This window comes from Pseudomonas sp. GW821-FHT11D10 (assembly GCF_058808435.1).
In genome coordinates, this window is record NZ_JBXARR010000005.1 from 115,826 (window position 1) to 131,667 (window position 15,842).

General features: G+C 61.7%; 11 protein-coding genes. All 11 read left to right on the forward strand.

Annotation, left to right across the window (positions count from 1 at the left end; translation table 11 throughout):
* The first annotated feature begins 17 nt into the window (after positions 1–17).
* The 11 genes from AC1RT4_RS17020 (at position 18) to hemE (ending at position 15,837) form a co-directional block, all read left to right on the forward strand.
* Positions 18–1,082, forward strand: coding sequence for a pilus assembly protein PilM (locus AC1RT4_RS17020; protein WP_493086486.1), 1,065 nt, complete (start codon positions 18–20; stop codon positions 1,080–1,082).
* Positions 1,082–1,648, forward strand: a complete 567-nt coding sequence (locus tag AC1RT4_RS17025) for a PilN domain-containing protein (RefSeq protein ID WP_007952387.1) — start codon at positions 1,082–1,084, stop codon at positions 1,646–1,648. Before AC1RT4_RS17020 ends, AC1RT4_RS17025 begins: the two co-directional genes overlap by 1 nt.
* Entirely contained in the window at positions 1,645–2,268 is a 624-nt protein-coding gene (gene pilO / locus AC1RT4_RS17030) for a type 4a pilus biogenesis protein PilO (RefSeq protein WP_493086489.1), read from the forward strand. The genes AC1RT4_RS17025 and pilO overlap by 4 nt, the downstream gene beginning before the upstream one ends.
* On the forward strand, positions 2,265–2,789 hold the full coding sequence (locus tag AC1RT4_RS17035) for a pilus assembly protein PilP (RefSeq protein ID WP_197869308.1): 525 nt from the start codon (positions 2,265–2,267) through the stop codon (positions 2,787–2,789). The genes pilO and AC1RT4_RS17035 overlap by 4 nt, the downstream gene beginning before the upstream one ends.
* Before the next feature lie 14 nt (positions 2,790–2,803).
* Positions 2,804–4,882 (forward strand): type IV pilus secretin PilQ, encoded by a 2,079-nt coding sequence (locus tag AC1RT4_RS17040; RefSeq protein WP_492620074.1) that lies wholly within the window; start codon positions 2,804–2,806, stop codon positions 4,880–4,882.
* Between the two features lie 4 nt (positions 4,883–4,886).
* A complete protein-coding gene (gene aroK, locus AC1RT4_RS17045) occupies positions 4,887–5,405 on the forward strand; it encodes a shikimate kinase AroK (RefSeq protein ID WP_045121685.1) in 519 nt (172 codons plus the stop codon).
* 150 nt (positions 5,406–5,555) lie between these two features.
* Complete coding sequence (gene aroB / locus AC1RT4_RS17050) at positions 5,556–6,656, forward strand: 3-dehydroquinate synthase (protein ID WP_493086491.1); 1,101 nt, start codon at positions 5,556–5,558, stop codon at positions 6,654–6,656.
* A 10-nt stretch (positions 6,657–6,666) separates the two neighbouring features.
* Positions 6,667–8,268, forward strand: a complete 1,602-nt coding sequence (locus AC1RT4_RS17055; protein WP_493086493.1) for an AAA family ATPase — start codon at positions 6,667–6,669, stop codon at positions 8,266–8,268.
* Positions 8,269–8,618: 350 nt separating this feature from the next.
* Positions 8,619–13,064 carry a glutamate synthase large subunit gene (gene gltB, locus AC1RT4_RS17060; protein WP_493086495.1) on the forward strand — a complete coding sequence of 1,482 codons (4,446 nt, stop codon included), beginning with the start codon at positions 8,619–8,621 and terminating at the stop codon, positions 13,062–13,064.
* 33 nt (positions 13,065–13,097) lie between these two features.
* Positions 13,098–14,516 (forward strand): FAD-dependent oxidoreductase, encoded by a 1,419-nt coding sequence (locus tag AC1RT4_RS17065; protein WP_007909438.1) that lies wholly within the window; start codon positions 13,098–13,100, stop codon positions 14,514–14,516.
* A 253-nt stretch (positions 14,517–14,769) separates the two neighbouring features.
* Positions 14,770–15,837 carry a uroporphyrinogen decarboxylase gene (gene hemE, locus AC1RT4_RS17070; RefSeq protein ID WP_007952372.1) on the forward strand — a complete coding sequence of 356 codons (1,068 nt, stop codon included), beginning with the start codon at positions 14,770–14,772 and terminating at the stop codon, positions 15,835–15,837.
* The last annotated feature ends 5 nt before the right edge of the window (positions 15,838–15,842 follow it).

A 15,842-nucleotide genomic window follows, 5' to 3' on the forward strand; every position in this document is an offset into this window, starting at 1 on the left:
GTCATAGGGAATTGGTAGTGCTAGGACTCTTCAATAAAAAGGCCAATACGTTACTGGGGATCGACATCAGCTCCACATCGGTGAAGCTGCTGGAGCTGAGCCGTCAGGGTGAGCGCTACCGGGTCGAGGCGTACGCGGTGGAGCCGTTGCCGTCGAGTGCCGTGGTCGAAAAGAACATCGCCGAGCTCGAGGGCGTCGGCCAGGCCCTGTCCCGGGTGCTGGTCAAGGCGCGCACCGGGCTGAAAACCGTAGCTGTGGCGGTGGCCGGATCTGCGGTGATCACCAAGGTCATCGAGATGGACGCCGGGCTGTCCGACGACGAACTGGAAAACCAGCTCAAGATCGAAGCCGATCAATACATTCCCTATCCGCTGGACGAGGTCGCCATCGACTTCGAAGTCCAGGGCGTTTCGCCGCGCAACCCCGAGCGGGTCAACGTGCTGCTGGCCGCCTGTCGCAAGGAAAACGTCGAAGTCCGCGAAGCGGCGCTTGCACTGGCCGGGCTGACCGCTCGGGTGGTGGATGTCGAAGCCTATGCACTGGAGCGCTCGTTCGGTCTGCTGGCCACGCAACTCGCAGCATCCCAGGACCGGCTGACGGTGGCCGTGGTCGACATCGGCGCCACCATGACCACCCTCAGCGTCCTGCACAACGGCCGGATCATCTATACCCGCGAACAGCTGTTTGGCGGTCGACAACTGACCGAGGAAATCCAGCGCCGTTATGGCCTGACCCTTGAGCAGGCGGGTCTCGCCAAGAAGCAGGGCGGCCTGCCGGACGATTATGTCAGCGAGGTGCTGCAACCGTTTCGCGAGGCACTGGTACAGCAGGTGTCGCGCTCCCTGCAGTTCTTTTTCGCCTCCGGCCAATACAACGCCGTCGACCATATTCTGCTGGCCGGCGGCACGGCGTCGGTGCCCGGGCTTGACCGGCTGATCGAAGAGCGCCTGAACACACCGACCCAGGTTGCCAACCCGTTTTCCGACATGGCCTTGAGCAGCAAGGTCAACGCCGGGGCCCTGGCGAGCGATGCGCCGGCCCTGATGATTGCCTGCGGGCTCGCGCTCAGGAGTTTCGACTGATGGCGCGGATCAACCTTTTACCCTGGCGCGAGGAGCGCCGCGAAGAGCGGCGCAAACGCTTCCTGCTGGCCTTGACCGGCGTGGTGGTCGGTTCGGTGGGGGCGGTGCTCATTGCCGATCAGATCATCAGCGCCGCCATCGCGCGGCAGGTCGCGCGCAATGACTACATCGGCAAGCAGATCGCCGTGGTCGACGAACGGATCAAACAGATCAGCGAGCTCAAGGCCCATCGCCAGCAACTGGTGGAGCGCATGCGCATCATCCAGGACTTGCAGGGCAACCGGCAGATCAGCGGGCGGATCTTCGATCAGCTGGCGCGCACCTTGCCCGACGGGGTGTATTTCACCGACGTGAAAATGGTCGGCAAGACCCTGTCGATCAGCGGCGCCGCAGAGTCGAACAATCGGGTGTCCGACCTGATGCGCAATCTCGATGCCTCCGACTGGTTCGATGCGCCCAACCTCAATGAAGTGAAAGCCACCACCGCTGGCCAGGTGGATCAGGCCAACGTCTTCCAGCTGACCGTTCGCCAGACTCGACCCCGGATCGAGGAGGACGACCAATGAAGCCGTCCGAGTGGCTGGACAGCCTGCGCAACGTCGATTTCAACGACCTCGACACCAGCAACATCGGTTCCTGGCCGCCCGTAGTCAAAAGCCTGGCCGGCGGGCTGTTGATGGTGCTGGTCCTGGCGCTTGGCTATAACTTTTTCATCAGTGACCTGGAGAATCAGCTCGAGCTCAAGCGTGAGGAGGAGGTCACCCTCAAGGAGCAATTCGCGAGCAAGGCGCACATGGCGGCCAATCTCGAGCTGTACACCCAACAGATGAAGGAGATGGAAAACTCGTTCGGCGTGCTGTTGCGGCAACTGCCCAGTGACACCGAAGTACCGGGGTTGCTGGAAGACATTACCCGCACCGGACTGGGCAGCGGTCTTGAATTCGAAGAGATCAAACTGCTGCCGGAGGTCACCCAGCAGTTCTACATCGAACTGCCCATCCAGATCACCGTGACCGGTGCCTATCACGACCTTGCGACCTTCGTCAGCGGCGTGGCCGGTTTGCCTCGGATCGTCACTTTGCACGATTTCGAGCTGGCGCCAGCCAATCCCGAAGGCGGGCCGAAGCTGCGCATGAGCATTCTGGCCAAGACCTACCGCTACAACGACAAGGGGCTGCAGAAATGAGCCCGATCCGTTTTATCGCCTTGTCGGCATTGTTATTGGTGCTTGGTGGCTGTGGCGGCGATGACTTCAGTGACCTCGACGCCTACATGAATGAAGTGCGCCTGCGTCCGCCGGGCAAGATCGAGCCGACCCCGACATTCCGCTCCTACCCGACATTCACCTACAGCGCCGCCAACCTGCGCAGTCCGTTTTCGCGTCAGCTGCGGGTCGATCTGGCCGGGCAGAAACATGGCTCGCGCGACGTGAAACCCGATCCCAACCGGGTCAAGCAATACCTCGAAGGTTTCAACATCGAGCAATTCGAAATGGTCGGCACGATCGCCAACGCCTCCGGTTCCTTCGCTTTGCTGCGGGGGGCGGGCGGGGTCCATCGGCTCAAGGTCGGCGATTACCTGGGCCGCAACGACGGGCGCATCGTTGCAATCAGCGCTTCACAGGTCGATGTGGTGGAAATCGTTCCGGATGGCCAGGGCGCCTGGCTTGAGCGGCCGCGCACCATTCCTTTGAAAGAGCACTCATAAGTGGAAGTCGAATAATGAACAGGATTTTTTCCACCCTCGGTTTTTCGCTATGGATGGCGCTGCTTTCACCGATGGTACAGGCAGCCAATCTGAAGGCGCTGGACGTCGCGGCACTGCCGGGCGACCGGGTCGAGCTGAAGCTGTCGTTCGACGGCCCGCCCCCGCAGCCCAAGGGCTACACCACTGATTCTCCGGCGCGGATCGCCCTCGATCTGCCGGGTGTCGCCAGTCAGCTGACGAGCAAGACCCGTGACCTGGGCAGTGGCAATGCCCGCACGGCCACGGTGGTCGAGGCCAATAACCGGACGCGGCTGATCATCAGCCTGACGCAACTGGCGCCTTACGACACCCGGGTCGAAGGCAATACGGTATTCGTGGTGGTCGGGCAGGGCAGCAAAGTCGCTGCACCGCGTACGGCGGCTCGTGCACCGCGCGCAGCACCTGCGGCAGCGCCGGTCCGCACGTTTGCGCCGACCGCCAGAGCCATTCGTGGCGTGGATTTCCAGCGTGGCACGGCGGGCGAGGGCAATGTGGTCATCGACCTGTCCGACCCGGCCATTGCCCCGGACATCCAGGAACACGACGGCAAGATCATCCTCAATTTCGCCCGTACCCAATTGCCCGAACCGCTGCGGGTGCGCCTCGACGTCAAGGATTTCGCCACCCCGGTGCAGTTCGTCAACGCCGGTGTCAGTGGTGATCGCGCGACGATCACCGTCGAACCCAGCGGTACGTTCGACTATTCCACTTACCAGACCGACAACAAGCTGACCGTCAGCATCCGGCCGTTGACCGTCGATGACCTGCAAAAGCGCAACGCCGACCGCAACAGCTATAACGGCGAAAAGCTCTCTCTCAACTTTCAGGACATCGATGTGCGTTCGGTGCTGCAACTGATCGCCGACTTCACCAACCTCAATCTGGTGGCCAGCGATACGGTGCAGGGCGGAATCACCTTGCGCCTGCAGAACGTGCCGTGGGATCAGGCGCTGGATCTGGTGCTCAAGACCAAGGGCCTGGACAAACGCAAGGTCGGCAACGTGTTGCTGGTGGCGCCGGCGGATGAAATCGCTGCGCGCGAGCGGCAGGAACTGGAATCGCAGAAACAGATCGCCGAGCTGGCGCCGCTGCGCCGCGAGCTGCTGCAAGTGAACTACGCCAAGGCTGCGGACATCGCCAAGCTGTTCCAGTCGGTCACCAGCGCCGAGGCCAAGGTCGACGAGCGGGGTTCGATCACCGTCGATGAGCGGACCAACAACATCATTGCCTACCAGACCCAGGATCGCCTCGACGAGCTGCGGCGGATCGTGGCTCAACTGGATATTCCGGTGCGTCAGGTGATGATCGAGGCGCGGATCGTCGAGGCCAACGTCGATTACGACAAGAGCCTGGGCGTGCGTTGGGGCGGTTCGATCCAGAACAAGGGCAACTGGAACACTTCCGGGGTCAGCAACGGTTCGTCGACCACCATCGGTACGCCGGGCAGCACCAGCACCAACTCGCCGTTCGTCGACATGGGCACGGTCAATAACACGTCCGGGATCGGCATCGCGTTTATCACCGACAACGTCTTGCTCGACCTTGAGCTGACCGCAATGGAGAAGACCGGTAACGGCGAAATCGTCTCGCAGCCCAAGGTGGTCACCTCCGACAAGGAAACCGCGAAGATCCTCAAGGGCACCGAGATTCCGTATCAGGAAGCCAGCTCCAGCGGCGCTACGTCGGTGTCCTTCAAGGAGGCGTCGCTGTCGCTGGAAGTGACGCCGCAGATCACCCCGGACAACCGCATCATCATGGAGGTGAAGGTCACCAAGGACGAACCGGACTACCTGAACAAAGTGCAGGATGTACCGCCGATCAAGAAGAACGAGGTCAACGCCAAGGTGCTGGTGAACGACGGCGAGACCATCGTGATCGGGGGCGTTTTCTCAAATACTCAAAGCAAGGTTGTAGATAAGGTGCCATTTCTTGGCGATGTGCCGTATCTTGGCCGCCTTTTCCGGCGTGATGTGGTTTCGGAGAAAAAATCCGAGCTGCTGGTATTTCTCACTCCGCGTATCATGAATAACCAGGCGATTGCTGTGAGTCGTTGATTCTGTGCGAAATTTGATTCTTGTAGGACCGATGGGGGCTGGAAAAAGCACCATCGGCCGATTACTGGCCAAAGAGCTGCGCCTGCCGTTCAAGGATTCCGACAAGGAAATTGAACTGCGTACGGGCGCCAACATCCCGTGGATCTTCGACAAGGAAGGCGAGCCCGGCTTTCGTGACCGTGAGCAGGCGATGATCGCCGAGCTGTGCGCGTTCGACGGCGTGGTGCTGGCGACCGGCGGCGGCGCGGTGATGCGCGATGCCAACCGCAAGGCCCTGCATGAGGGCGGGCGGGTGGTGTATCTGCACGCCTCCGTCGAGCAGCAGGTCGGCCGCACCTCTCGCGACCGCAACCGGCCGTTGCTGCGCACCGCCAATCCGGAGAAAACCCTGCGCGACCTGCTGGCGATCCGTGATCCGCTCTATCGGGAAATCGCCGATCTGGTGGTGGAAACCGACGAGCGGCCACCGCGCATGGTCGTGCTCGACATTCTCGACCGCCTGCAGCAACTTCCGCCCCGTTAAAGCGCCGCACGAAATGCGCTATCCTCGGCGACCTGTAATGGCCGCCAAGGGTTGTGGCGGATGGCGTGCGAGTGGCGTCACACCAGCACATGCCGTGAACATTCGATAATTCCAGGCAGGACGCCTGCTTCATCTTCATCGTGGGGACACATGCAGACACTCAAGGTCGACCTAGGCGAGCGCAGCTACCCGATTCACATTGGCGAAGGATTACTGGACCAGCCTGAACTGCTGGCCCCGCATATCCACGGGCGGCAAGTGGCAATCATCTCCAACGAGACCGTTGCGCCGCTCTATCTCGAACGTCTGACCCGCAGCCTGGCGCAGTTCTCGGTGGTTTCCGTGGTGCTGCCCGACGGCGAAGCCTTCAAGAACTGGGAAACCCTGCAACTGATCTTCGACGGCCTGCTGACCGCTCGTCATGACCGTCGCACCACGGTGATCGCCCTCGGTGGCGGTGTGATCGGCGACATGGCCGGTTTCGCGGCCGCCTGCTACCAGCGCGGCGTCAATTTCATCCAGATTCCTACCACGCTGCTGTCCCAGGTCGATTCGTCAGTGGGCGGCAAGACCGGGATCAACCATCCGCTGGGCAAGAACATGGTCGGCGCGTTCTATCAGCCGAACGTGGTGCTGATCGATACCGCTTCCCTGAAAACCCTGCCAGCGCGCGAGCTGTCGGCCGGCCTGGCGGAAGTCATCAAATACGGTCTGATCTGTGACGAGCCGTTCCTGACCTGGCTCGAAGACAACGTCGACGCCCTGCGTGCGCTGGATCAAACGGCCCTGACCTATGCCATTGAACGCTCCTGCGCCGCCAAGGCTGCAGTGGTCGGCGCCGACGAAAAAGAAACCGGCGTACGCGCCACCCTCAATCTCGGCCACACCTTTGGCCACGCCATCGAAACCCACATGGGCTATGGTGTCTGGTTGCATGGCGAAGCGGTCGCCGCTGGCACCGTGATGGCGCTGGAAATGTCCGCGCGCCTCGGCTGGATCAGTGAGCAGGAGCGCGATCGCGGCATTCGCCTGTTCCAGCGTGCCGGTCTGCCGGTGATCCCGCCGGAAGAGATGACCGAAGCCGATTTTCTTGAACACATGGCAATTGACAAAAAAGTGATCGACGGTCGTTTGCGCCTGGTGCTGCTGCGCCGGATGGGCGAAGCGGTGGTGACCGACGATTATCCGAAAGAGGTTCTACAGGCCACGCTGGGAGCGGATTACCGCGCTCTGGCTCAGCTTAAAGGTTAATAAGATTCCGATGACTAGTTTGCATGCCGACGAGGCGTTCCTCGGCCATTTCCAGTTAAGTCACGACCCTTTCGCGCCGCGGGTGCCGGGCTTCAAATTTTTCCCGGCCCAGCGCAAGCCGGTGCTGGGTCAACTGCATCATCTGGCGCGTTACAGCCAGTTGCTGCTGGTGGTCACCGGCCCGCAGGGCAGCGGCAAGACCCTGCTGCGTCAGGCGCTGGTTGCCAGCACCAACAAGCAATCGGTGCAGAGCGTCGTCGTTTCCGCCCGTGGCGCCGGCGATGCAGCCGGTGTGCTGCGCCAGATCGCCCAGGCGCTGGACGTGGCCCAGGCCGACGTCGGGGCGATCCTCGATCAGGTCGTGCAGCTGGCGCTGACCGGTCAGGAAGTCTATCTGCTGGTGGACGATGCCGAGCAGCTCGACGAGTCTGCGCTTGAAGCGCTGATGGCGCTGGGCGCCGGCGCGCCGGAAGGCCGCCCGCACGTGTTCCTGTTCGGTGAGTCGTCGCTGATCGCCCAGCTCGAGGCTTTGCACCTTGAGGAAGAGCGCTTCCACGTCATCGAATTGCAGCCGTACACCGAAGAAGAAACCCGCGAGTATCTCGACCAGCGGCTCGAAGGCGCGGGCCGGGGTGTCGAACTTTTCACCGCGGATCAGATCTCTGATATTCACGAAAGCTCCGAGGGTTGGCCCGGCAATATCAACCAGGTCGCTCGCGATGCTCTGATCGAAGTCATGATTGCCAGCCGCTCTGCGGTCAAGCGTCCAAGTATGGGGTTCAACATGCCGAAGAAACACGTATTGGCGATTTCCGCCGTCGTTGTGGTCGCGGTCGCTGCCGCCTGGCTGATGCCGGGTCGCAACAAGGCACCGACCACCGGTGCGCCGGCCAACGAGCAGGCACAGCTGCCATTGGGCCAGGGCACGCCGCAAGCGGGTGGCGCGCCGTCCGTCGAATTCAACGGCAATACCCAACCAATGCCGCTGCCGCTGGTCGGCAACTCGCAACCGGTAATGCGTGGCCCGCTGGCTGAAGCCGCGGGTGGTATCACTGAAGGCGACGACGGTGTGCCGGTTGAAGGCTCCAGCAACACGCCACCGACCGTGACCACCACCGCGCCTCCTGCGGGCGTTCAGGCCGGCCCTGCACCGACCCCGGTTCCAGTTCCGGCACCGAAGCCGACCCCGGCGCCGACCCAGGTCGCTACCGCCAAGCCTGCGCCTGCTCCGGCGGCTCCAGCGGCCAAACCGGCTCCGGCGCCAGCCAAGCCTGTTGCCGCCGCCAAACCGGCCGAGAAGCCGGTCACCGTCGCCAAGGCCGCCGGTGGCAGCTGGTACGCCGGTCAGCCGACCAGCAACTACGTGGTGCAGATCCTCGGCACCAGCTCCGAAGCAACCGCGCAAAGCTTCGTCAAGGAGCAGGGTGGCGAGTACCGTTATTTCAAGAAAGTCCTCAACGGCAAGCCTCTCTACGTGATCACCTACGGCAACTTCGCCAATCGTGATGCAGCCGTTTCTGCCATCAAGGCCTTGCCAGCGAAGGTTCAGGCTGGTAAACCTTGGCCTCGCACTGTCGCCAGCGTCCAACAGGAACTGGCAACAACTCGCTGAAGATTCGGCGGCCTTACCCAGGCCGCCTCTCCAAGCACCTCAAAATTTCTACATGTGCGCGCCGCCCTTACGGGTCGCGTGCCTTGTGGTGTCTGCGTCACAGTAGTCTTTGAGTCGTTGCGGTCAAAATTAAAAAAGTTTTGACTAGCACAGCAGATCGCTTTAAACCTTTCACAAATGCGACATGAATTTGCGACATTTCGTCGTCAAATTTGTGAGCCTCTGTGTCGCTGTGTACAATGACCACCCTTTTGCCCCCGCTAAGCCGGCGTACGTTCGGCGCGAGATGCAAGTGGTTGAATTGAAAAGAAATTTGCCTCGAAAAGAGGCAGCCTGGTGAGAAAGTGTCTATGAAAGCAGGTCTGTACCAACCAGATGAATTCAAGGATAACTGCGGTTTCGGCCTGATAGCCCATATGCAGGGCGAACCCAGTCATACCCTTTTGCAAACGGCCATCGAGGCCCTGACCTGCATGACCCACCGCGGTGGGATTAATGCCGACGGCAAGACCGGTGACGGTTGCGGTCTGCTGATTCAAAAGCCCGACGCGTTCCTGCGTGCCATTGCCCAGGAAACCTTCAGCGTCGAGCTGCCCAAGCAATATGCCGTGGGCATGGTCTTCTTCAATCAGGATCCGGCCAAGGCCGAAGCCGCTCGCGAGAACATGAACCGCGAGATCCTGGCTGAAGGCCTGCAACTGATCGGCTGGCGCAAAGTGCCAATCGACACCAGCGTCCTCGGCCGCCTGGCCCTTGAGCGCCTGCCGCAGATCGAGCAGGTGTACATCGGCGGCGAAGGCCTGAGCGATCAGGACATGGCGGTCAAGCTGTTCAGCGCCCGTCGTCGCTCGTCGGTGGCCAACGCCGCCGACACCGACCACTACATCTGCAGCTTTTCCCACAAGACCATCATCTATAAAGGCCTGATGATGCCGGCCGACCTGGCCGCGTTTTATCCGGACCTGAGCGACGAGCGCCTGCAAACCGCGATCTGCGTGTTCCACCAGCGCTTCTCCACCAACACCCTGCCGAAATGGCCGCTGGCTCAGCCATTCCGCTTCCTCGCCCATAACGGCGAGATCAACACCATCACCGGCAACCGCAACTGGGCCCAGGCCCGTCGGACCAAGTTCAACAACGATCTGATGGATCTGGAAGAACTCGGCCCGCTGGTCAACCGTGTCGGTTCCGACTCCTCGAGCATGGACAACATGCTTGAGCTGATGGTCACCGGTGGCATCGACCTGTTCCGTGGCGTGCGGATGATCATTCCGCCAGCGTGGCAGAACGTCGAAACCATGGACCCGGATCTGCGTGCGTTCTACGAGTACAACTCGATGCACATGGAGCCGTGGGACGGCCCGGCTGGCGTGGTAATGACCGACGGTCGCTACGCGGTGTGCCTGCTCGACCGTAACGGTCTGCGCCCGGCGCGCTGGGTCACCACCACCAACGGTTTCATCACCCTCGCGTCGGAAATCGGCGTGTGGGACTACAAGCCTGAAGACGTGATTGCCAAAGGCCGTGTCGGCCCGGGCCAGATCTTCGCCGTGGACACCGAAACCGGGCAGATCCTCGACACCGACGCGATCGACAACCGTCTCAAATCCCGTCATCCGTACAAGCAATGGCTGCGCAAGAATGCCCTGCGCATCCAGGCGACCATGGAAGACAACGACCACGGTTCGGCTTTCTACGACGTCGATCAGCTCAAGCAATACATGAAGATGTATCAGGTCACGTTCGAAGAGCGCGATCAGGTACTGCGTCCGCTTGGCGAACAAGGCTACGAAGCCGTCGGCTCGATGGGCGACGACACGCCGATGGCCGTGCTGTCCCAGCGCGTGCGCACGCCGTACGACTATTTCCGTCAGCAGTTCGCGCAGGTGACCAACCCGCCGATCGACCCGCTGCGTGAAGCGATCGTGATGTCGCTGGAAATCTGCCTCGGTGCCGAGCGCAACATCTTCCAGGAATCGCCGGAGCACGCGTCGCGCGTGATCCTCAGCTCGCCGGTCATTTCCCCGGCCAAGTGGCGTTCGCTGATGAACCTCGACCGCCCGGGTTTCGAGCGGCAGATCATCGACCTCAACTACGACGAAAGCGTCGGCCTGGAAGCAGCGATCCGCAACGTCGCCGATCAGGCTGAAGAAGCCGTGCGTGCCGGTCGTACCCAGATCGTTCTGAGCGACCGTCATATCGCCCCGGGCAAACTGCCGATCCACGCTTCGCTCGCCACCGGCGCGGTGCACCACCGCCTGACCGAAAAAGGCCTGCGCTGCGACTCCAACATCCTGGTTGAAACCGCCACCGCACGCGATCCGCACCACTTCGCGGTGCTGATCGGTTTCGGCGCCTCGGCGGTCTACCCGTTCCTGGCCTACGAAGTGCTGGGCGACCTGATCCGTACCGGTGAAGTCCTGGGCGACCTCTACGAGGTGTTCAAGAACTACCGCAAAGGCATCACCAAAGGCCTGCTGAAGATCCTGTCGAAGATGGGCATCTCGACCATCGCGTCCTATCGCGGTGCTCAGCTGTTCGAAGCGATCGGTCTGTCCGAGGAAGTCTGCGACCTGAGCTTCCGCGGCGTGCCGAGCCGCATCAAGGGTGCGCGTTTCGTCGACATCGAAGCCGAGCAGAAAGCACTGGCCACCGAAGCCTGGAGTCCGCGCAAGCCGATCCAGCAGGGCGGTCTGCTGAAGTTCGTCCACGGTGGCGAATATCACGCGTACAACCCGGACGTGGTCAACACCCTGCAAGCCGCCGTGCAGCAGGGCGACTACGCCAAATTCAAGGAATACACCTCGCTGGTGGACAACCGTCCGGTGTCGATGATCCGTGACCTGTTCAAGGTCAAGACCCTCGACACGCCGCTGGACATCAGTGAAGTCGAGCCGCTGGAATCGGTGCTCAAGCGCTTCGACTCCGCCGGTATCTCGCTGGGCGCCCTGTCGCCGGAAGCTCACGAAGCCCTGGCCGAAGCCATGAACCGCCTCGGTGCGCGTTCCAACTCCGGCGAAGGCGGCGAAGACCCGGCGCGCTACGGCACCATCAAGAGCTCGAAAATCAAGCAGGTCGCGACCGGCCGTTTCGGGGTGACCCCGGAATACCTGGTCAACGCCGAAGTGCTGCAGATCAAGGTCGCCCAAGGCGCCAAACCGGGCGAGGGCGGGCAACTGCCGGGCGGCAAAGTGAACGGGCTGATCGCCAAGCTGCGTTACGCAGTGCCGGGCGTGACCCTCATTTCGCCACCGCCGCACCACGACATCTATTCGATCGAAGACTTGTCGCAGCTGATCTTTGACCTGAAACAGGTCAACCCGAAGGCGCTGGTTTCGGTGAAACTCGTGGCTGAAGCGGGCGTCGGCACCATCGCCGCCGGTGTGGCCAAGGCCTATGCGGACTTGATCACCATCTCCGGTTACGACGGCGGCACCGGTGCTTCGCCGCTGACCTCGATCAAATACGCTGGCGCTCCGTGGGAACTTGGTCTGGCCGAAACCCACCAGACCTTGCGCGGCAACGACCTGCGCGGCAAGGTTCGGGTCCAGACCGACGGCGGCCTGAAAACCGGCCTCGACGTGATCAAGGCAGCCATCCTCGGCGCCGAAAGCTTCGGTTTCGGTACCGCGCCGATGATCGCGCTGGGCTGCAAATACCTGCGTATCTGCCACCTGAACAACTGCGCCACCGGCGTCGCGACTCAGAACGAGAAGCTGCGCAAGGATCACTACATCGGCACCGTCGACATGGTGGTGAACTTCTTCACCTACGTCGCCGAAGAAACCCGTGAGTGGCTGGCAAAACTGGGCGTGCGTTCCCTCGAAGAGCTGATCGGCCGTACCGATCTGCTGGAAATCCTCGAAGGCCAGACCGCCAAGCAGCATCACCTGGATCTGACCCCGCTGCTGGGCAGCGATCACATCCCGGCGGACAAGCCTCAGTTCTGCGGCGTCGAGCGCAACCCGCCCTTCGACCAGGGCCTGCTGGCCGAGAAAATGGTCGAGATGGCGACGTCGGCGATCAACGACCTCAGCGGCGCCGAGTTCGATCTGGATATCTGCAACTGCGACCGTTCGATCGGCGCACGGATCTCCGGCGAAATCGCGCGCAAGCACGGCAACCAGGGCATGGCCAAAGCGCCGATCACCTTCCGCTTCAAGGGCACTGCAGGTCAGAGCTTCGGCGTGTGGAACGCCGGCGGTCTGAACATGTACCTGGAAGGCGACGCCAACGACTACGTCGGCAAAGGCATGACCGGTGGCAAGCTGACCATCGTGCCGCCGAAGGGCAGCGTTTATAAGACTCAGGAAAGCGCCATCATCGGCAACACCTGCCTGTACGGCGCCACGGGCGGCAAGCTGTTCGCCGCCGGCACCGCAGGCGAGCGTTTCGCCGTGCGCAACTCCGGTGCCCACACGGTCGTGGAAGGCACTGGCGATCACTGCTGTGAGTACATGACCGGTGGTTTTGTCTGCGTTCTGGGCAAGACCGGTTACAACTTCGGCTCTGGCATGACCGGCGGTTTCGCCTACGTGCTCGACCAGGACAACACCTTCGTTGACCGGGTCAACCACGAACTGGTGGAAATCCAGCGGATCAGCGGCGAGGCGATGGAAGCCTATCGCAGCCACCTGCAGAACGTGCTGAACGAGTACGTCGGGGAAACCGACAGCGAGTGGGGTCGTGAACTCGCCGAGAACCTCGATGACTACCTGCGTCGTTTCTGGCTGGTCAAGCCGAAGGCTGCCAACCTGAAGTCGTTGCTTTCCAGCACCCGTGCCAACCCGCAGTGATATGCGCCTGAAGAGTTTGATGAGGTTTTAACAATGGCTGAACGTCTGAATAACGACTTCCAGTTCATCGATGTCGGGCGCAAGGATCCGAAGAAGAAACTGTTGCGTCAACGCAAGAAAGAGTTCGTGGAAATCTACGAACCGTTCAAACCCCAGCAGTCGGCCGACCAGGCCCATCGCTGCCTGGGTTGCGGCAACCCGTATTGCGAATGGAAGTGCCCGGTGCACAACTTCATTCCGAACTGGCTGAAGCTGGTGGCCGAGGGCAACATCCTCCAGGCCGCCGAGCTGTCGCACCAGACCAACACCCTGCCGGAAGTCTGCGGCCGGGTGTGCCCGCAGGATCGTCTGTGCGAGGGTGCGTGCACCCTTAACGACGGTTTCGGTGCGGTGACGATCGGTTCGGTCGAGAAGTACATCACCGACACCGCGTTCGCCATGGGCTGGCGCCCGGACATGTCCAAGGTCAAACCGACCGGCAAGCGTGTCGCGATCATCGGCGCAGGCCCGGCGGGTCTGGGTTGTGCCGACGTGCTGGTGCGTGGCGGCGTGACCCCGGTGGTGTTCGACAAGAACCCGGAAATCGGCGGTCTGCTGACCTTCGGCATCCCCGAGTTCAAGCTTGAGAAGACCGTGCTGAGCAATCGCCGCGAAGTCTTCACCGGCATGGGCATCGAATTCCGCCTCAACACCGAGGTCGGCAAGGACGTGACCATGGAGCAACTGCTCGCCGAATACGATGCCGTGTTCATGGGCATGGGCACCTACACCTACATGAAGGGCGGTTTTGCCGGTGAAGATCTGCCGGGCGTTTATGACGCGCTGGACTTCCTGATCGCCAACGTCAACCGCAACCTGGGCTTTGAAAAGTCGCCGGAAGATTTCGTCGACATGAAAGGCAAGAAGGTTGTAGTTCTGGGCGGCGGCGACACGGCGATGGACTGCAACCGCACGTCGATCCGCCAGGGCGCCAAGTCGGTGACCTGCGCCTATCGTCGTGACGAAGCGAACATGCCGGGCTCGCGCAAAGAGGTGAAGAACGCCAAGGAAGAAGGCGTGAAATTCCTCTACAACCGCCAGCCGATCGCCATCGTTGGCGAGGACAAGGTTGAAGGCGTGAAGGTGGTCGAGACCCGTCTCGGCGAACCGGACGCCCGTGGCCGTCGCAGCCCCGAGCCGATCCCGGGCTCCGAAGAGATCATCCCGGCTGACGCCGTGGTCATCGCTTTCGGTTTCCGCCCGAGCCCGGCGCCGTGGTTCGAACAGTTCGAGATCCAGACCGACAGCCAGGGCCGCGTCGTTGCGCCTGAGCAAGGTCAGTACAAGCACCAGACCAGCAACCCGAAAATCTTCGCCGGTGGCGACATGGTTCGCGGTTCCGACCTGGTGGTGACGGCGATCTTCGAAGGCCGCAATGCGGCTGAAGGGATCCTGGATTACCTGGGCGTCTAAACTGGGATCCTGAGCCAAACGCAATAAACCTGTGGGAGCGAGCTTGCTCGCGAAAGCGGTGGATCAGCCAACAGCAATGTTGAATGTGAAGCCCTCTTCGCGAGCAAGCTCGCTCCCACAGTTGTTTCTCAGTGTTGCTGATAGCGCATTTCCAGCGCGACAAATTGACCCGATAGACAAAAGGCTGACCTGCATCCGTGCCTTTTGCGTCGCGCTCTGAGAAAATGCCCGCACTTTTTTTCCGGATGCCGACATGACTGCCCTGAAGAACGACCGTTTCCTCCGCGCCCTGCTCAAGCAACCCGTAGACGTCACCCCTGTGTGGATGATGCGTCAGGCCGGCCGCTACCTGCCGGAATACCGCGCCAGCCGCGCCCAGGCCGGTGATTTCATGAGCCTGTGCATGAATCCGGAATTCGCCTGCGAAGTCACGCTGCAACCCCTCGACCGCTATCCGCAACTGGACGCGGCGATCCTGTTCTCCGACATCCTCACCATCCCCGATGCCATGGGCCAGGGCCTGTACTTCGAGACCGGTGAAGGTCCGCGCTTCAAGAAAGTCGTCAGCACCCTGGCCGACATCGAAGCCTTGCCGATCCCCGATCCGCACAAAGACCTCGGTTACGTGATGGACGCGGTCAGCACCATCCGCCGCGAACTGAACGGCCGTGTACCGCTGATCGGTTTCTCCGGCAGCCCGTGGACCCTCGCCACGTACATGGTCGAAGGCGGCTCGTCGAAAGACTTCCGCAAGACCAAGGCGATGCTCTACGACAACCCGCAAGCCATGCACCTGCTGCTGGACAAGCTGGCGCAGTCGGTGACTTCTTACTTGAATGGCCAGATCCAGGCCGGCGCGCAAGCGGTGCAGATCTTCGATACCTGGGGCGGCAACCTGTCGGCGGCGGCGTATCAGGAATTCTCCCTGGCCTACATGAAGAAAATCGTCAGCGGCCTGATCCGCGAGCACGACGGTCGCAAGGTGCCGGTGATCCTCTTCACCAAGAACGGCGGCCTGTGGCTGGAAAGCATCGCCGACGCTGGTGCCGACGCACTGGGCCTGGACTGGACCTGCGACATCGGCAACGCCCGCGCCCGCGTGGGTGACAAGGTTGCGCTGCAAGGCAACATGGACCCGACTGTGCTGTACGCCAAACCTGAAGCGATCCGCACCGAAGTCGGGCGCATCCTCGCCAGCTACGGCAAGGGCAGCGGCCACGTGTTCAACCTTGGCCACGGCATCACCCCGGAAGTCGACCCGGAACACGCTGGCGCGTTCCTGCGTGCGGTGCACGAGTTGTCGGCGCAGTATCACGAGTAATCGGC

Coding starts and splice junctions, on each gene's coding strand:
- AC1RT4_RS17055 (WP_493086493.1), top strand. CDS start 6,667: ATGACTAGTTTGCATGCCGACGAGGCGTTCCTCGGCCATTTCCAGTTA.
- AC1RT4_RS17040 (WP_492620074.1), top strand. CDS start 2,804: ATGAACAGGATTTTTTCCACCCTCGGTTTTTCGCTATGGATGGCGCTG.
- AC1RT4_RS17065 (WP_007909438.1), top strand. CDS start 13,098: ATGGCTGAACGTCTGAATAACGACTTCCAGTTCATCGATGTCGGGCGC.
- hemE (WP_007952372.1), top strand. CDS start 14,770: ATGACTGCCCTGAAGAACGACCGTTTCCTCCGCGCCCTGCTCAAGCAA.
- pilO (WP_493086489.1), top strand. CDS start 1,645: ATGAAGCCGTCCGAGTGGCTGGACAGCCTGCGCAACGTCGATTTCAAC.
- aroB (WP_493086491.1), top strand. CDS start 5,556: ATGCAGACACTCAAGGTCGACCTAGGCGAGCGCAGCTACCCGATTCAC.
- AC1RT4_RS17035 (WP_197869308.1), top strand. CDS start 2,265: ATGAGCCCGATCCGTTTTATCGCCTTGTCGGCATTGTTATTGGTGCTT.
- gltB (WP_493086495.1), top strand. CDS start 8,619: ATGAAAGCAGGTCTGTACCAACCAGATGAATTCAAGGATAACTGCGGT.
- AC1RT4_RS17025 (WP_007952387.1), top strand. CDS start 1,082: ATGGCGCGGATCAACCTTTTACCCTGGCGCGAGGAGCGCCGCGAAGAG.